Here is a 21,245-nt window from a genome sequence, read left to right as displayed (position 1 = left end):
TTTGAAAACGCACCACCTCACCTTTCAAACCTTATCTGAACACCGCCGGTAAACCGGTCGCGTAAAGTTAGAGGATGAGACGTTCGACTTCAGAGTGCTTATGGCCGAAATCGACCGCCTCAGCGAAGGCATCGCGTGGATCGACTTGTCGTTTGTGGAGCGAGATCGGACTCCACGCTGGGCGATTGAAGAGGAAATTTGCTATCATTTGACTAATATGTCGCTCCAAGAGGTGAGTAAATTTCTTGAATAATATGGGATCAAATGGAGTCACATGGCTATCCATAACTGGGTTCATAAAGCCGATCTACAACCTGTCTCTACTGTCTCAGAAGATCAACTCGCGGTTGACGAAAAGATGCTCCGCCTGCACGGTCAGAAGTTCTGGCTGTACGGCGCGGTTGATCCGTATACGAACGAGATCCTCCACGAGATCCCCTATCCAACCGAAAGTAAACAGACCACGCGGTAGTTTCTGACCGAACTACACTAGCGCTACCAGCTGAATAACGTCGAATTTCTCGTCAATGACGCAGACTATCTTGGACCAGTTCTTACTGAGGACGGGTATCGATTTTAAATCAGTCGACATGGAAATCGGAACGCTATCGAACGTGTTTTTGGGAAATAGAACGACGAAAATCTTTGTTTGCTAATAGTTTCAGCAATGTCGCGTTAGAGACAGCTCAAAACTGGCTCGAAGCCTTCGCCGTCTACCACAATTCACGTCAAACTTAACGCGGCCGGTAGACCCTGTGGTGTGCGGACGATCCGGTAGCACCACCATCAATACCTGCAGCAAGTACTGAAATCGCTGCCGAATTTGTTCTGTGATTCTCCCTCTCAAGTACACTATGGATCCACGGAAATGTGCGATCAAGGCCGCGCCCTCACAGCGCAATCCACTCACCAAAACATATATTGTGTAGATCTCATTTGTACATAATTAATGATAGATAGTTCATTCAGCAGACGAAAACTCCTCCACACTGCGGGGGTAGTGGTTGCCAGTGTTGCGGCTGGGTGTAACGATGAAAATCCGACGACCGAGAACACGAACCAACCCAGTGACGGCACATCGTCGCCAGAGTCGACGCCCAACGACACTACCGACGGTGAGACAGGGACTCCCTCTGTCGACGAGTTCTTGACGGAAACGGACAACTACGACGGCATTGCCGACAAAACAGGCTCCGACGCCGTCACTGTCGACGTCGGCGTTGAAGCCAACGGCGCGTACTACGGCTTCAGCCCGGCAGCGATCCGTATCGATAGCGGAACGACGGTCACGTGGGAGTGGACCGGTCAGGGTAGTACCCACAACGTCGTGGCCCGGCACGGTGCTGACTTCGCAAGTGAACAGAAGTCACAGGAGGGTGCGACGTACAAACAGACTTTCGATGAACCGGGCTCGGTGTTGTACGTCTGCGTCCCCCATGAGGGGATCGACATGAAAGGCGCTGTCGTCGTTGAGTGATCCTCGCGATTCCGGCTCTGGGCGTCGATCCACTCTCAAACACGGCGGAAGGCGGGACTGTGACACCGCCGGTTTTCAACGCCACCCGCTAAACTAGGGACCTGCACACCGTAGGCGTCCAATTCTTCTGGAGATCGCATCACCAGACGGGTAGACTTTTGTGGTGCTGCCCGCATCTTTACGGTATGAGCGGAGCGCTACCGGGTGCGGACGAGAACCGGTTGTTCGATACGCACGCCCACCAGCCCACCAGCGAGTTTCTCCACGACGCCGGCGGCGAAATGATGCAAGATGCGGCCGATCGCTTCGGAACGGACCTGGAAACGTGGGATTACGAGGAGATGATCGACGAGTACCACGAGGCGGGCGTCGGTCGCGCCGTCTTGCTGGGTTGGGACGCCGAAACGAACACCGGAAATCCGCCTGTGCCGAACGACTACGTCGCCGAAGTCCGCGACGAACACCCCGATTTCTTCGTCGGGTTCGGGAGCGTCGACCCCCTGAAAGACGACTGCGTTCGGGAGGCCATCCGGTGCGTGGAGGACCTCGATCTGTCGGGGTTCAAATTCCAGCAGATAGCACAGGGATTCGATCCGTCCGACGACCGCCACGACCACCTCTGGAGCACGATCGAGGATCTCGGTGTCCCCGTCGTGTTCCACGGGGGGAACTCCACGTTGGGCGCCTGCAGCGCCGGCGGGCGCGGTCTCAAAGTCAAGTACGGAAATCCCATGCTTATCGACGATGTCGCGGCGGAGCATCCGGACCTTCAGATTCTCATTGCCCATCCCGCCTATCCCTGGGAAAAAGAACAACTGGCAATCTGTCAGCAGAAGGGTAACGTCTACATGGATCTCTCAGGGTGGATTCCGAAATACATCGACGAACAAGTCCTCCAATATGCCGGGTCACTGCTCAAAGATAAAGTGATGTTCGGTACCGACTACCCGATGATTTCCCCCGAGACGTGGCTTGAGTCGTTCGAACAGGACACCGACTTCAGTGAAGAGATTCAGCGCAAAATCCTCTTTGAGAACGCCGAGGAGTTTTTTGACCTTTGATCAGCTGAAATCTGGTTTTTGTCCATTTAGGAATGCTTCGACCCCTTTGTCGTGGGCCGGCGTGTCGTAGGCCATCGCTTGAAGTCGCCCCTCCTGCGCCAGCCCGTCGCGCCACGACTGCCCGAGGTTGTCGTGAATGGCCTCCTTCGCCATTCCGATGCTCGCTGTCGGGCGATCCCGGAGTGTGTCAACGAGATCGTCGACGCGTTCGTCGAGTTTCTCGTCCGGTACTGCTTCGTTTATCAGGTCCATTGCTGCGGCCTCGGTCGCGTCGATGAGACTCCCGGTGAAGGCGAGTTCCTTCGTCTTTCTGAGGCCAATGATCCGCGGGAGCATCGCCGTTGCGCCCATGTCCGGAATAAGACCAACGTTGATAAACGTCGCACCGAAGCGAGCAGAGTCGGCGGCGTAAGCGAAATCTGAAACCGCCGTCAGAGACATTCCGGCACCAACTGCGTCTCCGTTGACTTTGCTGATAACCGGCACCGGCGCAGTGAGGGCGTTCTCAGCGACCGCTCCAAGCGTCTCGCGCACACGATTGTACGCCTCCAACGTCGTCTCGTCCCGTGCTGCCATAGCCTCAATGTCGCCGCCAGCACTGAATGCTTCGCCTCGACCTGTGATAACGACCGCATCGTGGGTCTCAGGGTCTAGGCCAGTGAGCGCGTCAGCGATCTCAATCGCAACGTCCGCCGTCATCGCGTTTCGAACGTTTGGGCGGTCGAAAGTAATCCGTCGAACAGGACCGTCGTCGATTTGCATGGGTGTATTTCCAGGTGAGTGTACTTTGTTCTGGCTCTCCGTGCCGTCGTTCAGTTGTCATCCGTGATTCCATCGTCGGTACCGCTTGAGCGTATCCGGTCCGGCCGGTCCGCAATATCAGGAAACAGTTGCATGAGCAGACTATGCTGAGCACGATGGAGTCGCTCGATGAACGCGGACTTGCTGATGCCCATCTCGGCGGCTACCTCGCTGGCGGTCGCCTCGCGCGGAATTGTAAAGTACCCCATAGCAACCGCGTACCGCAGGCTTTCTTCCTGTGCCGGCGTGAGGTCCCACTGCTTCGCTATGGATCTCTCTTCTTCGCCTCGGAGGGCATACACCCGTTCGAGTTTCACACCGACGGTCTCACTGGTAGTTTCCATCACCGCCCGCATGATCTCGTGACCGACGACAGCCCCGGTCACGATGGCGCTTCCGTCTTGATAGATGATAGATTCGACCATGAACCCGCCGCTGATGAGTTCATGGACGACACACGGATGTAAAGAGAGACAGCGATAATTGTAGCGGTCGCCGTTGTCCGATTTGTAAAGATACCGAATCCGGTCGTCTTCATCGAGCCAAGCCGTTAGATCGTCGCTAGGGGCGGAACTGAACCGAAGAAGCACGTTACCGTCGCTGCGAATCAGCGGCGGGGCTGCGTCGACAGCCGTGCCTGTCGTCCGAGTCGCATCGGCTAGTGGGCAGTCATCGCCCTCAATCCGGAACTCGGTCATCAGACACTCATCGATCATACTCCACAATGTCGGGGAAAAGTTAAAAAACCCGTCTATGGACTGGACAATGACTAATAGGTAACAAGCAATATCTTATGATGAATCATGAACATTGACGAAGTCAAAGAACGTGCGGGTCCACGGGCGTTCAATCCACGAGACGACATGCCCGAGGAGTACCGGAAAGCTGCGACGCGGATGCTCGAATTCCATGCAAACAGCGAAATCATGGGTGCGTACTTGGAGCGCCCGTTCATCCGTAAAGCGCCGAGCCTAGAGCGGAAGATGGCCTTCAGCGCAAAAACGCAGGACGAAATTGGTCACGGGCAGATGCTCTACCGGGCTGCCGAAGCGCTCGGCATCAAAACTCGCGACGAAATGCTCGACGACCTCGCTGAGGGTCGCGGGAAGTTCCTCAACTGCTTCCACTACCCGATGGAGAGCTACGTCGAGACGCCAATGATCGCCTTCTTTGTCGACGGCGCCGCAATGCGTCGCCAGGCAACGCTCAAAAAGTCTAGCTGGGAGCCGTACGCCCACGCAATGGACAAGATCTGCTTCGAAGAGGGGATGCACGTCAAGCACGGCGAGTCCATTCTTCGTGAGTTGATGAATGGTTCCATCAGAGAACAAGAGATGACACAAGAAGCCTTCGAGAAGTGGTGGCCACGCATCTTGCAATTTTTCGGTCCGACCGATGATAAGAGCACCCACCATGGCTTCGCGTCGGAAGTTGGTCTGAAGACGGCCTCGAACGACGAGCTCCGGAACTCGTTCCTCAACACCTACATGCCCAAGGCGGAGCGGTATGGGCTCGAAATCCCTGACGAGCCGAGAATCCGTGACAACGGTGATGGAACCTACGAAGTCGTTGAGGACGACCTCGACTGGGACGAGTTCTTCACCGTCTCGAAAAACGAGTACAACGGTAGCAAACAGCAGATCAACGGCCGCGCACAGTCGCAGAAAGCCGTGCAGTGGGTCCGTGACATGATGGATAGCCAGACGACCACCGGCAGTGGCCCGATCCCACAGGCGGCCGACTAGACCATGATCTGGGAGGTCTTTAGGCAGTCAAACGAAGGTGGTGAGTTCAAATACTGTCGCGACGTGCACGCACCCGACCGAGAGATGGCAAAGCAATTTGCCGTCATCCAGCACGGCCGGCGCAAACCGACGAACGCGCTGTGGGTTGCACCGCAAGAGAAAATACTGAGTATCTCCCCCGGTGAAGACCTGGGCAAGTCGACCGCCGATAGTGAGACTGCCGTGTGGGTCGTCTTTACGCCGAACTTCCAAGGATATCAAACCGAGGCAGGTTCGGTTGAGGCGACTGACGAGGCCGGTGCGAAGGCATTAGCGCTCGAGGAGTTCTCCGACCCTGACGACAAGGAACTCTGGGTCGTCGAGGAACAATTCCTCAGCGAAGTAAACGCGACCCAAGTTGCGTTCGGCGGGACGACCGACAAAGCGTACCGATTCGCACAGACCTACAACGTCGACCCTGCCGCCGAAGAGGTAGCAGCCTCCGAAGGTGAGCAGGTTGAGGCCGAGCGCCGGCGAGGTGAACTATAATGTCGGCAACCGAACCCGACCTCGGCAGCGCCGATGACCTTACCGAGCGTGAGCGAAACGCTGTTGAGGCACAGCTGTTCCGACTGGCTGACGACGAGTACGTCCAAGCCGAACGTTACACGTTTTGGCAGGTTCGCGCGCCAACGCTTGAGTCCGACCTTGCCTTTGCAAACAACGCACAGGACGAACTCGGACACGCCCGACTGTGGTACGATGCCATTCAACAGTTCGGTTACTCCGAAGAATCGCTGCTCTGGGAGAGCGAGCCGTCGGACTTCCAACACAGTACCTTCGTCGAGCTTCCCTTCGAAGAGGGCGACTGGGCAGACGCGGTCCTCCGAGCGTACCTCTACGACGTGGCCGAGGACATCCGGCTGTCAGCGTTAGAAAATTCAAGTTACAAAGTCATCCGTGAGCGCACCAGCCGGATTCAGGGCGAAGAAGGCTACCACGTCGAACATGCCGAGAGCTGGCTGCAACGAATGGCTCAAGACAGTGACGCCAGTCGCCGCGTGGAAAAAGCGCTCGATCATCTCTACCCGTACGCGCTGACCTTGTTCGAGCCGGTTGGTGATGTGGAAGATGATATCGTGGAACTCGGTGTCCGGACCATGACCCTCGACGAGATGCGCGAGGAGTGGACCGACCGAATCACCGACTTCCTCACCAACCTCGGTTTCGACGTCCCGACGGACGAGGAACCGGCCACGCCCATTGGCCGGGACAACAATCACACCGAGTACTGGGACGAACTGTACGAGGAGATGGTCTCCTCGTACCGGAACCTCGGTCGACACGAAGCGACCAAGCTCATGGACCCTGAAGACGATGAGTAGCGATTACGACCGGCCACGGGCCGACGCCAACGCAAAAGCATGCTCGTACACGGAGTACGATACGAAAGAGCGTGCGACGGGCGACGTGCCTGCCACCGGTGACGGAGCCGAGGGGCTCGAACGCGAGATCTGGTCCGCACTCTACCAAGTCGAAGATCCTGAGATGCCTATCAGTGTCGTCGACCTCGGACTGATCTACGGACTGGAGCTTGACGACGGTGAAGCGACAATCGACATGACGCTGACTTACAGCGGGTGTCCCGCTCGTGAGCTCATACTTGAGGACGTTGAACAGGCTGCTGAGAGCGTCAACGGCGTTGACAAGGCCGACGTGCGTCTGGTCTGGTCGCCCGACTGGTCCATGGACCTCGTCACCGAACAGGGCAAAGATGCGCTCCGCGACTTCGGCATAAGTTTCGACCAATGAGCGAACCCGATCCAAGTGTTACGACTAGTGGCGAACTGACGGGTGCTAGGTGCCCGTACTGCGAGTCAACCGACACCAAGCGAGAACACCCCTGTGGTCCATCGCGGTGTCAGTCCATCCACTACTGCAACGAGTGTCTTCAGCAATTCAAAAAGTTCGAGTGATTCGCCCCGGCGACGGCTCAGTTCTACGCTCTTCACGCCTGTAGTACTCATCGCAATTCCGTTATTCTCTACAGAAGTGTTCAACTAAGCTGATTCCACGCGAAGGCGATCTATCTAAGTTGCTGATCAGGAAGCTTACCTAGTATTATTAGTATAGTTTAAAAAATGATAGTTCTTTTTTATTTCATAAAAAGTATATGTAATGCCGTTCCGATTTGCCAGGCGATCAGCCCTGAAATTCGGTTGGTGTTTGCGACAAACTTGTTGAACAGGGACTTATCTAACGAATAGTTGGGTGTGTAATTAATATTCCTCTTATGATGCCAGTCAGTGAAACCCGATTTGATCCGGCGTTCAACATAATTGGTTCATCGGGTATGGAACGCAGATAGCTGGTTGTAGATCGACGTTCACCGTACAGCCAACACTGCATACAACCGCGTTGAATAGCTATACCATTGACAACAAAAGTATCCGGCTTCCGGTCAGATAGCAGCTATCGATTTGGCTTATAAATCCATCTGTGAATATCACGGGGAATTTCTAGCATCGAATATCTCAATAGACAATATAATATTGAAACCCGACATTAAACAAAATGATTCTAACTATTAAACAGTCGCTGAGTACGTGAGTTAATCGGCGGTGGATGGACCTACTGGGAGAGTGAGATTACAAAATAATACTACGAAGCGGGCGAACAAGTAACGCACCGGCGGCGGACGGGGTCAGCCGAGGTTGACGTGGACGTTCTTGACTTCGGTGTACGTCTCGATGGCTTCTTCACCCTGAGCACGGCCGTGGCCGCTCATCTTCGTGCCGCCGAATGGCGTCTGTGGCCACGTGTTCGGTGTTTCGTTGATCATGACCATTCCGTAGTCGAGCCTGTCGGCCACTCTGTGGGCACGCGATAGGTCGTTGGTCCAGACACACGAGGTCAACCCGAAAGGCGAATCGTTTGCGACCTCGATCGCCTCTGCCTCGTCCTCTACTTTGATTACCGACAGTACCGGGCCGAAGATTTCCTCGCGGGCAACAGTCATGTCGTTAGTCACGTCGGCAAGCACTGTTGGCTCAACGAAGTAGCCCACGTCCTTTTCGTTGGGAACACTGCCACCTGCTGCCACGGTTGCGCCCTCGTCGCGACCGATTTCAATGTATTCGAGGACGTCTTCCAACTGCTCTTTGTTCACGACCGGCCCCATCTGGCCGTCGTCGTCGATGCCACCGCCGATAGGAATGCCCTCCGCGATGGTGGCCATTTTCTCGACCATCTCGTCGTAGACGTCCTCGTGAACGACTAAGCGGGAGTTGGCCCAACACATCTGGCCTGCGTTCATGAAGATGCCATACTGCACACCACGCGAAGCCGTATCGAGGTCAGCATCCGGGAAGACGATGGCCGGCCCTTTTCCGCCGAGTTCAAGCGTTGCGTCGGCGACAGCCTCGGCCGCGTCCCGCTGGATGGACTTGCCGACGCCAGTGCTCCCGGTGAAAGTGACGTGATCGACACCATCGTGGCTGGCGAGTGCACTCCCGGCACCGGATCCAGACCCGGGGACGACGTTGACGACGCCGTCAGGGAGACCGGCTTTCTCTGCGGCTTTCGCATAGTATAACGCCGATAGCGGCGTGACGCTGGAGGGCTTGAGAACGACTGCGTTGCCCGTCGCCAGCGCTGGCGCGATGCTGCGGCCGGCTAGCTGGAAGGGGTAGTTCCAGGGGGCGATGTGGGCGGTGACGCCGACCGGGTCACGCGTCGTATAGTTGAGTCGGGAGTCCGAAACAGGAATTTCGCTGCCTTTGATCTTATCCGACCAGCCGGCGTAATACCGGAACGTGTCGATGACCATGTCTATTTCCAACCCAGCCTCAAACGGCGTTTTGCCGTTGTCGTGCGACTCGACGAACGTGAGTTCATCTTTCATCGCCTCGATGGCATCGGCCATTCCCCGGACGTGTTCACGACGTACATCGGGATCCATCGTGCGCCACTCGGAGCTGCGCTCGGCGGCGGCCGCTGCCGCCTGAACAGCGTCGTCAACATCAGACTCATCGGCCTTCTGGACCGTCGCGTATTCCTCTTCGCTGGCTGGGTCTACCGAACTGATGGTCTCACCGCTGTTTGCGCTGCGCCATTCGCCGCCGATATACAGGTCTGTGGGACCGGAGTACTTACTCACGGAGAAACGGTTAGTGTACGGCGTATTAGTTTTTGTTGTTAGACTCCCTACAACACTCGCAATAGCCCATAGAGACAGTTCTAGACCAACCTTCGACCGTCGATCACAGGCAGGTGGCGGCCCAACGGTTCGTCCGTCGGAATTTGTGTGCCTACTCCTCTTTTCTCTTAATGAGGAACTTCATATCGCCCTCAAAGACAGTGGTTCCATCTTGATTTTCCATCTCCGTGTCGAGAACGACTAGTCCCACGTCCTCACGGCCGACTCCCTTCTTGTTGGAGACTTCCATTTCCAACTGGAGTGTGTCACCGATGTTGACCGGGTTCGGGAGGTCCATGTAGTTCATTCCGAGGAAGGCGTAGGCTGTGCGCTCAACGATGCCGGTCCGGTAGACGAATCCGGTCGCTTGGACGAATGTCATCGGACCATGGGCGATACGCTCACCAAAATCCTGCTCTTCGGCGTACTCCTTGTTAGTGTGGAGTTCGGTCCAGTCACCTGACAGCGCTGAGTGCATCACGAAGTCTGATTCCGTGACGGTGCGGCCGACGCTGATGAATTCTTCTCCCTCTTCGAAGTCCTCGAAGTGATGTGGCTCGTAACTGTACGGCATACCTCAAGGACTGCTCAGGCCAGCTAGATAACTTTACTCCCGTTTCCCGCTCCGACACGTATTTATCGCGGCTCGTGATACGTGAGACCGTATGTCAAGAGCCTCTGATGAGACCCGCGAGCGCATCAAGTCGGATGCGTTCTGCGAGACGCTTGGTATCGATCTCATCGAACTTGATTCGGGCTTCGCCCGGACCGAACTGACCGTCACCGAGGACTTGTTGAACTTCCATGGGACACCTCACGGCGGCGCTATCTACTCACTTGCTGATGCTGCGTTTGCGGCGGCGTCAAACTCTCATGGCACGACGGCCGTCGCACTGGAGACAAACATCTCTTATCTTGAGGCTGTTGATGTCGGCGAGACACTGACAGCAACTGCTAACGAGACGCATTTAGCGGGAAAAACCGCCGAGTACGAAATCGAAGTTGCGGATGAGAGTGACGATCGAATTGCAACGTTCAGAGGTCGCGTCTACCGGATGGAATAGCGCACAGAACTGGGTTGGGGTGGTGTCTACCCTAAGCTTCCACAGACAGCCTCCGAGAGCAGTCCTCGGGCGGTATCACTCGCGGTGATCGTAGACACGCTGGACCTTTCCGACTTTCGAGCGGGCGATGCCGCCTGGTTCCACCAGATCGAGGTCGTCAGGCGAGAACTGCAGAACGTTTTCCAAGCGTTCGGTAATCTCGGCCTCAAGCGACTGGCGGCTCTGCGTGGTTCCCTCTTTCATCTCGATGGTCAGTTCCATAACGTCGAGACTCCCCTCACGGTAGAGATCAATACGGTAGTGCGGGGCGATACCGTCCAGATCTAGAATGACGTGTTCGATTTCGCTGGGGTAGAGGTTCACCCCGCGGACGATAAGCAAGTCGTCGGCCCGGCCAGTGACGTTGTCCATCCGAACCATCGTCCGACCGCATTCACACTCCTCGTAGTTCAGCGTCGTCAGGTCGCCGGTCCGGTACCGAAGCACCGGGAGCGCCTCCTTACTGAGTGTGGTGAGAATGAGTTCACCCTCTTCGCCTTCCTCGACTGGTTCGCCGGTGTGAGGGTCCACGACTTCAGGAAGGAAGCGGTCCTCCCAGATGTGTAGCCCTTCCTGTGCTTCGTGGCACTCACAAGAGACGCCGGGGCCGACGATCTCTGAGAGGCCATAGATGTCGATACCGTTGACGCCGAGGCGCTCTTCGATTTCCTCACGCATCGGATCCGTACAGGGCTCCGCTCCGAAGATGATGGTCGAAATCGGCAGATCGACGGGGTCATGGCCCATCTCTTCAGCTGTCTCGGCGAGATACAGTGCGTAGGACGGGGTGCACGTGAATACGTCGCTTTCGAGGTCGATCATCAGTTCGACCTGACGCTGGGTCTGGCCACCGCCGATGGGGATAACGGTCGCTCCCAGCTCTTCGATACCGTAGTGGAGTCCCAAACCACCCGTGAAGAGCCCGTAGCCGTAGGCGTTCTGGATCGTGTCGCCCGCCTTAGCACCGCTGGCGGCGAGTGAGCGAGCGACGGCTTCGCTCCAGACCTCGATATCGTCGTCAGTGTAAGCGACTATCTTGGGCTTGCCGGTAGTCCCAGAGGAGGCATGGAGGCGTGTAACGTTCTCGCTGTCAACTGCGAAGAGTCCGTCGGGGTACTCGTCGCGGAAGTCCTCTTTTGTCGTTGTTGGGAGCTTTCGGACGTCCTCAACGCTCTGGATGTTCTCAGGCGTGACACCCATCTCGTCCAGCTGTTCTCTGTAGAACTCGACGTTCTCGTATGCGTTTTCGACCGTTTCGCGGAGCCGTTCGGCCTGTAGTTCGCGCAGTTCTTCGCGGTCTGAGGCCTCTACTTCTTTATACGGCATCTGTAGGTGTATGACTACACACCTATCATAAAAATTGTTTGGGTATAATTCTCTGATATCTGGGAGGTGTTGTGTCATCACGATTCGGACTCTCACACGGTGGCGACCAATTCAAAATCCGGCGGTAAGAGGTGTTCTCGGAGGAAAAGCTATTTTCCGGCACCTCCGAAAGGGGTAGCTATGCGAGATGCGTATATCATCGGCGCAGGGCAGACACCCTTCGGTGCGATGCCCGACAAGAGCTACCGATCGTTATTTACATCCGCCGTGGCAGCGGCCGTCAGTAGCGTTCCCAACGGAATCGACGACGACGAGATAGACGAGGCCGTCGTCGGTTCTCTCGGTGTCGGCGGCCGCCAGCTCGGTCTCTCAGGTCCGGCCGCCACCGAGCATGCCGGCCTCCACGGGATTCCGAGTTCCCGTATTGAGAACGCGTGTGCCGCGTCCGGGTACGCCGTGCGACAGGCCGTCCAGGCGGTCAAGAGCGGGATGGCTGACGTTGCTATCGGCGGCGGTGTCGAATCGATGACCGATATGAGCAGCGACGTGACCAAGTACTGGCTGGGCGTCTCCGGTGAGACAGAGTGGGAACGCCTGACCGGAACCACCTTCTCAGGCGTTTACGCACAGATGGCCTCCGCCTATATGGATAAGTACGACGCGACAACCGAACACCTCTCGATGGTGGCAGTAAAGAACCACGCAAACGGCGCAAAAAACCCGAAGGCACACCTCGGCTTCGAGTGTTCGCTTGAGGACGCGGTCAACGCGCCCGTCGTCGCAGATCCGCTTAATCTCTATCACTGCTGTCCGACCTCTGACGGTGGCGCAGCGGTACTCGTCGCCAGTGAGGACGTAGTCGACCAGTACACCGACGACCCCATCCGCGTCGCCGGTGTCGGTGCGGCCAGCGAGCGAGTCGGTCTCTTCCAACGGGACACCTACACTGCTATCTCTTCATCGGAGTCGGCCGCACAAAGCGCGTACGATCAGGCCGGTATCGACCCCGGCGATCTGGACTTCGCGGAGGTGCATGATTGCTTTGCCATCGCAGAACTGCTGGCATACGAAGATCTCGGGTTCTGTGACCGGGGTAAGGCCCCCAGTATGTTGGAGGACGGAAAGACGGAACTCGACGGAGAGATTCCGGTCAACGCCTCCGGTGGCCTCAAGTCGAAGGGGCACCCCATCGGCGCGACGGGTGCTGGACAGGTCACCGAGGCGTTCAAACAACTTAGCGGGAAGGCCGGTGACCGCCAAGTCGAAGACGCCACACTCGGACTGACACACAACGTCGGCGGGAGCGGTGGCGGCGCGGTCGTACACGTTCTTGAACGGGAGGTGGCACGATGACCGATGCACAGATTGCGGCTATCGGCGCCTACACGCCGAGACTCCGCATCGTAGCCGAGGAGTTCGAGGACGCATGGGGCAGTTTCAACGCGGCCGGCGTCAAGCAGAAAGCCGTCCCCGAGGCCGACGAGGACGCGCTTACGATGGGCGTTGAGGCAGCCGAACGCGCGCTCGATGTCGCCGGTTACAGCGGCGCGGACGTGTGCCATCTCGCCTTCGCCACGACATCGCCGCCGATGGCAGAAGAGGACCTCACCGCGCGACTGGTGAACGTCCTCGGTGTCCCCGATAGCGTGACCACACGGACGATGACAGGCAGCACCCGCGTCGGCGCACAAGCACTCAACGGGGCGCTCGATGCTGGCCCTTGGGGCGAAAAAATCGGCCTCGTCATCATCAGCGACTGTCCAAAAGGTGCTCCCGACAGCGACGTTGAACACGCTGCGGGTGCCGGTAGCGCAGCGTTGGTCGTCGACGGCGACGGTCCCGGAAAGGTCCTCGATCGCACATCTCACGTTGATACCTACCCAGGCACGCGGTTCCGAACCGGCGGCGACGACAAAACTACGGGATTAGGCGTGACTCAATATGACCGCGAGGCGTTTACCACGACGCTGGGCGGCGCCGTGGACACACTGGACGACTCACTCGAAGACGTAGGTGCCGCTGCAGTCCAGTCACCGGACGGAAAGCTCCCCTATCGAGCGACCGCAGCGCTCGGTATCGACGCCGAGACCATCGCCGCCGCGGAGACGGTGAGTTCGCTCGGGGACACCGGCGCGGCGAGTGTGTTCATCGGTGCTGCGACGGCCTTCATGGAAGACACGAAGCGCCTCCTCCTTGCGGCTTATGGCAGCGGCGCCGGCGCAAACGCCATCCTCCTTGAGGGGCCGGTCCCGGTCGCGAGCGCAGTTGATGGCGAGACCGAACTGTCCTACGCCGAGTACCTCCGGCGTCGAGGCGAGATCACAAGCGACGAGCCGGAAGGTGGCGGTGCGTACGTTAGCGTCCCCTCTTGGCGGCGGACCATCAACCAACGCCACCGGCTGGTCGCCGGTCGCTGTTCGGCGTGTGGTGCGCTGAACTTCCCGCCAGACGGTGCCTGCCAGCAGTGTAACGAGCGGTCGGTGAGTTTCGAGGCCGTCGAGCTGCCCGGGACCGGCACCGTTGAGGCAGTGACTACTATTGCACAAGGCGGCGCGCCGCCGGAGTTTGTCGAACAGCAGTCGAAGAGTGGGCCGTTCGTTAGCGCCGTCGTCGCGCTCGACGGCCCCAAGGGCAAGGAGACGGTTAGCGTCGCTTCGCAGGTGCTTAACGGTGACACGAAAGTCGACATCGGGACGGCTGTCGACGCCACGGTTCGACGTATCTACTCACAGGAGGATGTTATCCGATACGGCTTCAAGATGCAGGTCAGCGAGACGCGACGCTAGGTTAGAGTCGCTTAAAAACCGTCGCTACGCCCTGCCCAAAACCGACGCACATCGTCGCGAGACCGTAGTCGGCTCTTCGTCTTTGCATCTCGTGCAGTAGCGTCGTCGAGATGCGCGCCCCCGAACACCCAAGCGGGTGTCCAAGTGCGATTGCGCCACCGTTGACGTTCACCTTCTCGTCGGGAATTTCGAGTTCCTCGATGCAGTGAAGACTCTGTGCGGCGAAAGCCTCGTTGAGTTCCACGAGATCGATGTTGGCCATCGTGATGTCAGCGTTCTTGAGTGCGGTCCGTGAGGCCGGGATTGGGCCCCTACCCATCACCAACGGGTCGACGCCGGCGACAGCGCGCGTTTCGACACGTGCGAGAGGATCCAGTCCGTGCTCTTCGGCGTACGCCTCAGAAGTGACGAGCATCCCTGCGGCACCATCTGTTAGCGGCGACGCGTTGCCCGGCGTCACCGACGCGCGCTCGTCGTCGCGGAACACCGTCGGCAGTTCACTCAGCGACTCGATTGAGGTGTCTGGTCGGGGCGTCGTATCTTTCTCGACCGTCTCGTCGCCGGTACCGACGGGGACGATTTCGTCGTCGAACCGGCCACTCTCAGCGGCCGCAACGGCCCGTTTGTGTGAGCGCAGCGCGAAGCGGTCCTGCTCGTCACGGGTGATGCCGTGTCGACGGGCGAGGGTCTCGGCAGTCTGGCCCATCGAGAGTCGGTCGGCGTCGTAGCGCTCCTGGATGGCGGGGTGGAGCCAATCCGAGAAGGGAATTCGGCTCATCTGTTCGACGCCAGCGATGGGGTAGACTGCGCCGTCTCCCGTCTCGATAGCACGGGCGGCGTCGGTGAGGGTAGTCATCGATGAGCCACAGAGTCGGGTAGTTGTCGCTCCGGGGACGGTCTCGGGGAATCCACCGGCGAGCAGCGCTTGCCGGGCGAGGTTTCGGCCCTGTTCTTCCTCTTGATTCGCACAGCCCAGTCGGAAGTCATCCCAATCGCTGGCAGGAACGCCGGTTCGATCGACGAGTGCGTCTAGCACTGTGGTGATGAGGTCCTCGGGGTACGGTCTGGCGAGAGAGCCATCTTTCCGCGCCTGCGGTGTCCGGACGGCATCAACGATAACGGCCCGGTATTTTGGATCGGCCATCAGTGACTAGACTCTATTGTGGGTGTGATATTAAATCACTGGCTGGCGCGTGGCGGGCAAGCAATGTTTTTGTTCTTCGGTACTGTCGCTGTAAATGATGCAAGTAGCTGTACTCGGAGCCGGTACTATGGGCCACGGCATCGCCCAAGTGTCGGCCATGGCCGGCCACGACGTCCAAGTCCGCGACATCGACGAGGAGTTCGTCGCAGACGGTCTGGCCGCCATCGAATCGAATCTTGAGGCGGGTATCGAACGAGACAAAGTAACACAGAACGAAGCCGATGCGACGCTTAACCGCCTCTCAGGCACCACATCGCTCGAGTCGGCCGTAACCGACGCAGACATCGTCATCGAAGCAGTGCCCGAGGAGATGGGGATTAAACACGATACGGTGACAGATGTCGAGTCACACGTCGCCCCCGACACGATCATCGCATCAAACACGTCGTCGCTGTCATTGACTGAAATTGCCAGCGCTCTTGACCATCCCAGCCGGGCAGTCGGGTTACACTTTTTTAATCCGGTCCACATTATGAAACTGGTCGAAATCGTCACTGCAGAGCAGTCGAGCGACGAGACGGTTGAGCGCGCTCGCCAGTTCGTGGAAGGGATCGAGAAGACGCCCATCGAAGTGATGGATTCTCCGGGCTTTGCTTCTTCTCGCCTCGGCGTTGCGCTCGGTGTGGAGTCGATGCGGATGGTCGAAGAGGGCGTCGCCTCACCGGAGGATATCGATACGGCGATGGAACTTGGTTATAATCACCCGCTGGGTCCGATTGAACTCGGCGACGTGGTCGGTCTCGACGTGCGACTCGATATTCTTGAGTACCTCCGCGAGGAGCTGGGTGAGCGATTTAAACCGCCACAGATACTCAAACGAAAGGTTCGTGCTGGAAAGCTCGGCAAGAAGTCCGGCGAAGGGTTCTATCTCTGGGAAGACGGCGAAGTTGTCGGCACGAGCGGCGACTGGGGTGACTCGTAATGTCTATCGAGGAGACCGCCGCCGACTGCGAGACAGTCAACGTCAGCATGGGTGACCGTGTCGAGAAGGTCGCGACCATCGAATTGTATCGGCCTGACGCACGAAACGCGCTTAACGCACAACTCCGGCAGGAGCTCAAGCAGGTGCTCGAGGAGGTTCCGGACAGCGATCTTCGCGCGCTTGTCTTGACAGGGGCTAAAGATTCTGGCGCGTTCGTTGCCGGCGCCGACGTGAATGAACTCCGCGAACGAAACGCGCTTGAACAGCGTGAAGCCAGCAAGCGACCGCGGGTCTACGAGTGCGTCGACGACTGCCCGATGCCGGTCATCGCCCGCATCAACGGGCACGCGCTCGGCGGGGGCTGTGAACTGATTCAGGCGTGTGATCTCCGCATCGCACACGAGGACGCGAAAATCGGTCAGCCCGAAATCAACCTCGGCATCATGCCAGGCGGCGGCGGAACCCAACGGCTTCCACGACTGGTCGGTGAGGGCCACGCGATGCGACTCATCCTCACGGGTGAACTTATTGACGCCGAGGAAGCCGCTGACATCGGCCTCGTCGACGAAGTCTACGGCGACGACGGCTTCGACGACCGGGTGTACGACCTCGCCGCCGCTATAGCAGAAAAAAGCCCTGTCGCGCTCGAATTCGCTAAGAAATCCGTCAAGGCTGCGTCCCGGATGGATCTTGAGACAGGCATCGAGTACGAGGCAGAACTCTTCGCACAACTGTTCGCCACCGGCGACAAGAACGAGGGCATCGACGCGTTCTTCGAGGACCGCGACCCCGAGTGGCCCAGCGGCTGACTATCTCGCGGTGTTAGTGGTACAGTTGTTCTACAGTGTCGAACAGCAACTTTTGTGCTTGTTGACGTAGCGAAGCCGACTGTACAACGGTTTTCGGACTTTTTGTCCCTATGAGCTTGTTCTAGTTATTCGAACGTATTGATCTTTATTTAATGTGAACAACAGACGGTTAGCGTACTGGCCGGACTCTCATCAGCCTCGAGGCGAGTCCTAGGCGGCATCTTCTTCAAGATACGGAGTTCACAGCCACAGTTCCCTGAAGCTGTTGTTCACTCTCATCAAATCTACTGTTAGAGACGCTCTAAATCTCACGTTCATCGGTCTCAGTGTTGATCTGTCGGTATGAATCTCCTGAAATCACGCCACACGGCGTGGCGACTCTTGCTGCGACGGCCGGTATCGTATTTACATCCCGCTTCCATTACAACCGTACGAGTGTAATGAATTTCGGTACGGTCCGCTCTTTTCGTATTGGTTGGCCGATCGATCCCGCACAGTGGCACACGTTCTATTTATTCGAACGAATATTTTTGAGGTACTCGTCACGGTGCCACCACTCTTGATTCAACATACTAGATATCGGTACCTTTGCTGATAAGACGCATGATTTTGTCCAGGCACCGTTAGGGCGTACGGCTCAATGTCTGTCAAGCCGTTCGACCAGAATGAACAGGCCGTGCGACAAAATAGCACAGCACACAGGCGGAAAGGCTCGAAATAATGACCTCGTGATTTGAACTATTCTGCTTGTACTTTCGGAGTGGTAACAAGAACTGGCATACTGAGGAGCAGTTTCTACCGAGTAACCGGATCAGACGTGTGCCAGATTGATTGTGATCTCGTTGACTGTACCGAGTAAGAGTCCTGGGAGTTGGTCCCTGAGCAATGAACCTTCGAGACGAGTCGCTGGACCTGAAATACTGATTGCGCCGATTGCAGCGTCGTTCTCGTCGGTGATGGGTGCTCCGAGTGCGTGCAGTCCCTCAACAGACTCCTCCAGATTAAATGCGTAGCCCCGCTCCCGTATTGACTCGATTTCCTCCCATAGCTCGTCCCTGTCAGTGATTGTGTTTGGCGTCCGGGCGGGAAGTCCGTAGCGGTCGATAACATGTTCGATGTTTTCGTCCGGAAGGTTGGCTAGGATCGCTTTACCCGCCGCGTGTTGATGGAGGTAGTTCCGGTGACCGACATGGGCGTACGTCTGGACTGAGCGTTTTCCCTGCGCCCCGTAAATGTGGATGCTTCGCCCGTGCTCTTCGACGGCACACCAAATTTTCTCCTCCGTCTCGGCAGCCAAGCTGTCGACCTTCGGCTTTGCCTCTCGGTAGAGTGTGTACCTATCTCGTGCGACGGTTCCGTAGTCAAGGAACCGGAGACCCAATCGATACTCGTCTTCTTTCTCGATAAGGAAACTGTTTGCTTCGAGAGTCTTGAGGTGCCGGTGTGCCGTACTCTTTGCACAGCCGAGGTGGTCGGTGATCTCGGAGGCAGGCGCTGACTCATTCTGCTTCAGATATTCGATTATGTCTATCGCACGCTCAACGGTCTCGACCGGCCTGTTAGTATTGTTTGGCATTGTCATACACTTAGTTAAGGACGAGCTCTTTACAAAGGTTTGGTTCGAAAGAGCCGAACGCTGCACGAGACAAACTTGGACGGATTGGCACCAAAACTACTGATCAATTGAAGAACGAATAACCGATAGACAAAAGTCACACGGATAAGATGACAACAACGTATGCCAAAAATAGTCGACCTACTCGTCCGCAAGGACGGAGTCACACACGAGGAGTTCGCTGAACGCTGGCAGGGCGAACATGCAGAGATTGCGAAGGACCTGCCAGGACTCGAACGGTACGTCACGTCGGTCCCCACCCGACCCGAGAACACTGACTTCGACGGAGTGCTCGAACTGTACTTCGAAGACATGGCCACGTTGGGGGAGGCCTTTGACTCGGAGATCGGGAACGCGGTTCAAAACGACGCCGCGGAGTTCATCGATCTTGAAGCTGGGCCTCGTCTCATCGTCGAAGAAACAGTGCAGTTGGGCGAACGGTATGACTGAAGTTAGCGAGCGCCTCGTCGCAGAGTTGGAAGAACAGGGCGTCGAGTACATCTTCGGCTACCCCGGCGGCCGCGTTATCGAGATTCTCGACCACGTCCCCGACTACGATGTCACGATGATCCGCCCCCGAGACGAACGCGAGGCCAGCGTCATGGCCGAGATGCGTGGTCGTTTGACCGGCCAACCAGGCGTGCTCACCGGGCAGGGCCCTTGGATCGGTAGCCTCGGTGCCGTCGGGCAGATGGAGGGGTACCTCGCTTCCTCACCGATGGTTACCATTACCGAAGCGAGCGAGCGTGGAGAGTACTCGACGCTTGCGCCCTACCAGCAATCTCGCGGGGATTACGGCGGAATCGACCTGCCCGCCGCGCTCGATGCATACACCAAAGAGAATTGGTTCCCACGCTCGCCAACCGAAACCATCCGCAGTCTCCAGCTCGCGTTCAAACACGCCACTGCGGGACGCCCGGGACCGACTGCCGTCATCCTTGACGGCGATGCTGTTACCGAGGAGATGCCAGAGGACCCCACGCCGCCCGTCTGGGACGGGCACGACCAAGTCCGAAACTGGAAATCCCGACCCGACAGTGCGGACGTAGCGACCGCCGTCGACGCACTCGCTGAGGCTGAGCGGCCGGTCATCATCTCAGGAAACGGAGTCCATGCCGCCGCCGCCTACGACGAACTCCAGATCCTCGCAGAAGCCGCTGACGCTGCCGTTGTCACCTCCTATCTCGGGAAGTCGACGTTCCCCGAAACTCACGAACTAGCGGCGGGCGTTATCGGGTCGTTCGGCCACGAGGGTGCTAATCAAGTTGTCAGCGAGGCTGACATGCTCCTCATCGTGGGCTGTCGGATGAACCCTATGGACACCAACTGGCAGGCACCGGATTTCATCCGCCCCGACGAGCAGACCATCATCCATGCTGACATCGACACGCGCAACGCCGGCTGGGTCTATCCCGCCGACGTAGCGCTTATCGGCGACGGCGAACAGAGCCTCGCTGACGTGGCTGAAACGCTTCCCGACGGCGTTGGTAACGAGTGGGCACATGGCCGCGCTGCGAGTGCACGAGAGTCCTTCTACGACCCCCGCTGTGAATCCGACGCATCACCGATCAAGCCTCAGCGCGCGGTCAAAGAGATAGAGGCCGTCGTTGACGAGGACACCATCGTGACTGCAGACTCTGGAAACAACCGCTTCTGGCTACTGAACTATCTCCAAACACCGGCCACGCGGACCTACTTCGGCAGTGGCGGCGTCGGCGCGATGGGGTGGGCAACCCCTGCTGCCGTCTCCGCCGCGATCACGACGGACAAGGACGTCATTGGTGTCGCGGGTGACGGCGGCTTCGCGATGACGATGACCAGCGTCGAGACTGCCGTCGACCACGGCGTCTCCCCCACGCTTGTCGTGCTCAACGACACCAGTCTCGGGATGGTCCGTCAAATGCAACACGAGAATGACGACATCGCTGGCGTTGAGTTCCACGACACCGACTTCACGAAGATTGCCGAAGCCTTTGGCGCACGGGCGACTCAGGTCGTTACACCTGACGGCCTAGCTGACGCACTCGCGGAGGGAACGAGCGCCGACGTGCCCTTTATAATTGACGTGCGGATTGACCGCGACGAGGAGATGGTCAGGTCGCTACAGTCTTCGTTCTACGAGTCTGTCGGTGGTCTCCACGAGTAACGGTCAGCCATCGGCTGGGAGTTCAACTTCGATTTCGACGAACGCATCTTCTGGGCGAGACCCAATGGCCGAG

General features: G+C 57.8%; 20 protein-coding genes and 1 pseudogene. 14 read left to right on the top strand and 7 right to left on the bottom strand.

Annotated features, from left to right (window positions below):
- Positions 1 to 100: 100 nt before the first annotated feature.
- The 3 genes and pseudogenes from DOS48_RS28020 to DOS48_RS28010 all read left to right on the top strand — a co-directional run bounded on the left by DOS48_RS28020 (position 101) and on the right by DOS48_RS28010 (position 2,538).
- Positions 101 to 738: pseudogene (locus DOS48_RS28020) on the top strand (IS6 family transposase).
- A gap of 211 nt (positions 739 to 949) precedes the next feature.
- A complete protein-coding gene (locus DOS48_RS28015; protein ID WP_168654328.1) occupies positions 950 to 1,477 on the top strand; it encodes a halocyanin domain-containing protein in 528 nt (175 codons plus the stop codon).
- A gap of 185 nt (positions 1,478 to 1,662) precedes the next feature.
- On the top strand, positions 1,663 to 2,538 hold the full coding sequence (locus DOS48_RS28010; RefSeq protein WP_168654327.1) for an amidohydrolase family protein: 876 nt from the start codon (positions 1,663 to 1,665) through the stop codon (positions 2,536 to 2,538).
- On the opposite strand, the gene DOS48_RS28005 is transcribed toward DOS48_RS28010, so the two are convergent.
- Positions 2,539 to 3,300 (bottom strand): enoyl-CoA hydratase/isomerase family protein, encoded by a 762-nt coding sequence (locus DOS48_RS28005; protein WP_168654326.1) that lies wholly within the window; start codon positions 3,298 to 3,300, stop codon positions 2,539 to 2,541.
- A 50-nt stretch (positions 3,301 to 3,350) separates the two neighbouring features.
- Positions 3,351 to 4,055 (bottom strand): helix-turn-helix domain-containing protein, encoded by a 705-nt coding sequence (locus DOS48_RS28000; RefSeq protein WP_168654325.1) that lies wholly within the window; start codon positions 4,053 to 4,055, stop codon positions 3,351 to 3,353.
- 87 nt (positions 4,056 to 4,142) lie between these two features.
- Here DOS48_RS28000 and DOS48_RS27995 point away from each other — a divergent pair, with 87 nt between their 5' ends.
- From DOS48_RS27995 to paaD, 4 genes are read left to right on the top strand one after another with little or no spacing between them, the layout of a single operon-like run.
- Complete coding sequence (locus tag DOS48_RS27995) at positions 4,143 to 5,084, top strand: Phenylacetic acid catabolic protein (protein ID WP_168654324.1); 942 nt, start codon at positions 4,143 to 4,145, stop codon at positions 5,082 to 5,084.
- Positions 5,085 to 5,087: 3 nt separating this feature from the next.
- Complete coding sequence (locus DOS48_RS29675; RefSeq protein WP_168654323.1) at positions 5,088 to 5,612, top strand: PacF protein; 525 nt, start codon at positions 5,088 to 5,090, stop codon at positions 5,610 to 5,612.
- Positions 5,612 to 6,448, top strand: a complete 837-nt coding sequence (gene paaC, locus DOS48_RS27985) for a 1,2-phenylacetyl-CoA epoxidase subunit PaaC (protein ID WP_168654322.1) — start codon at positions 5,612 to 5,614, stop codon at positions 6,446 to 6,448. Before DOS48_RS29675 ends, paaC begins: the two co-directional genes overlap by 1 nt.
- Positions 6,441 to 6,875, top strand: coding sequence for a 1,2-phenylacetyl-CoA epoxidase subunit PaaD (paaD, locus tag DOS48_RS27980; protein WP_168654321.1), 435 nt, complete (start codon positions 6,441 to 6,443; stop codon positions 6,873 to 6,875). The genes paaC and paaD overlap by 8 nt, the downstream gene beginning before the upstream one ends.
- A gap of 892 nt (positions 6,876 to 7,767) precedes the next feature.
- Here the strand turns inward: paaD and DOS48_RS27975 are convergent.
- Both DOS48_RS27975 and DOS48_RS27970 read right to left on the bottom strand, forming a co-directional pair.
- Entirely contained in the window at positions 7,768 to 9,222 is a 1,455-nt protein-coding gene (locus DOS48_RS27975; protein WP_168654320.1) for an aldehyde dehydrogenase, read from the bottom strand.
- A gap of 151 nt (positions 9,223 to 9,373) precedes the next feature.
- Positions 9,374 to 9,835 carry a MaoC/PaaZ C-terminal domain-containing protein gene (locus DOS48_RS27970; RefSeq protein WP_168654319.1) on the bottom strand — a complete coding sequence of 154 codons (462 nt, stop codon included), beginning with the start codon at positions 9,833 to 9,835 and terminating at the stop codon, positions 9,374 to 9,376.
- A gap of 91 nt (positions 9,836 to 9,926) precedes the next feature.
- Between DOS48_RS27970 and paaI the strand changes: the two genes are divergently transcribed.
- On the top strand, positions 9,927 to 10,325 hold the full coding sequence (paaI, locus tag DOS48_RS27965) for a hydroxyphenylacetyl-CoA thioesterase PaaI (RefSeq protein WP_168654318.1): 399 nt from the start codon (positions 9,927 to 9,929) through the stop codon (positions 10,323 to 10,325).
- 75 nt (positions 10,326 to 10,400) lie between these two features.
- Here paaI and paaK read toward each other — a convergent pair whose 3' ends face one another.
- Positions 10,401 to 11,690 (bottom strand): phenylacetate--CoA ligase PaaK, encoded by a 1,290-nt coding sequence (gene paaK / locus DOS48_RS27960; RefSeq protein ID WP_168654317.1) that lies wholly within the window; start codon positions 11,688 to 11,690, stop codon positions 10,401 to 10,403.
- A 180-nt stretch (positions 11,691 to 11,870) separates the two neighbouring features.
- On the opposite strand from paaK, the gene DOS48_RS27955 reads away from it, so the two are divergent.
- On the top strand, positions 11,871 to 13,043 hold the full coding sequence (locus DOS48_RS27955; protein ID WP_168654316.1) for a thiolase domain-containing protein: 1,173 nt from the start codon (positions 11,871 to 11,873) through the stop codon (positions 13,041 to 13,043).
- Positions 13,040 to 14,476 (top strand): zinc ribbon domain-containing protein, encoded by a 1,437-nt coding sequence (locus DOS48_RS27950; protein ID WP_168654315.1) that lies wholly within the window; start codon positions 13,040 to 13,042, stop codon positions 14,474 to 14,476. The genes DOS48_RS27955 and DOS48_RS27950 overlap by 4 nt, the downstream gene beginning before the upstream one ends.
- 1 nt (position 14,477) lies before the next feature.
- Here DOS48_RS27950 and DOS48_RS27945 read toward each other — a convergent pair whose 3' ends face one another.
- A complete protein-coding gene (locus DOS48_RS27945; RefSeq protein WP_168654314.1) occupies positions 14,478 to 15,620 on the bottom strand; it encodes a thiolase family protein in 1,143 nt (380 codons plus the stop codon).
- Positions 15,621 to 15,717: 97 nt separating this feature from the next.
- Here DOS48_RS27945 and DOS48_RS27940 point away from each other — a divergent pair, with 97 nt between their 5' ends.
- Both DOS48_RS27940 and DOS48_RS27935 read left to right on the top strand, forming a co-directional pair.
- A complete protein-coding gene (locus DOS48_RS27940) occupies positions 15,718 to 16,602 on the top strand; it encodes a 3-hydroxyacyl-CoA dehydrogenase family protein (RefSeq protein WP_168654313.1) in 885 nt (294 codons plus the stop codon).
- On the top strand, positions 16,602 to 17,411 hold the full coding sequence (locus DOS48_RS27935; protein ID WP_168654312.1) for an enoyl-CoA hydratase/isomerase family protein: 810 nt from the start codon (positions 16,602 to 16,604) through the stop codon (positions 17,409 to 17,411). The genes DOS48_RS27940 and DOS48_RS27935 overlap by 1 nt, the downstream gene beginning before the upstream one ends.
- Before the next feature lie 811 nt (positions 17,412 to 18,222).
- On the opposite strand, the gene DOS48_RS27930 is transcribed toward DOS48_RS27935, so the two are convergent.
- Entirely contained in the window at positions 18,223 to 18,987 is a 765-nt protein-coding gene (locus DOS48_RS27930) for an IclR family transcriptional regulator (protein WP_168654606.1), read from the bottom strand.
- A gap of 162 nt (positions 18,988 to 19,149) precedes the next feature.
- Here DOS48_RS27930 and DOS48_RS27925 point away from each other — a divergent pair, with 162 nt between their 5' ends.
- The gene (locus tag DOS48_RS27925; RefSeq protein WP_168654311.1) at positions 19,150 to 19,476 is read left to right on the top strand and encodes an EthD family reductase; all 327 of its coding nucleotides are present in this window, start codon (positions 19,150 to 19,152) and stop codon (positions 19,474 to 19,476) included.
- Positions 19,469 to 21,172, top strand: a complete 1,704-nt coding sequence (locus tag DOS48_RS27920) for a thiamine pyrophosphate-binding protein (RefSeq protein ID WP_168654310.1) — start codon at positions 19,469 to 19,471, stop codon at positions 21,170 to 21,172. Before DOS48_RS27925 ends, DOS48_RS27920 begins: the two co-directional genes overlap by 8 nt.
- Positions 21,173 to 21,245 lie beyond the last annotated feature (73 nt).

The sequence above is a fragment of the Halorubrum sp. PV6 genome (assembly GCF_003990725.2).
Lineage (GTDB): Archaea > Halobacteriota > Halobacteria > Halobacteriales > Haloferacaceae > Halorubrum.
The sequence above is the reverse complement of the archived record's forward strand: the minus strand, read 5'-3'. Positions and strand labels throughout refer to the sequence as shown.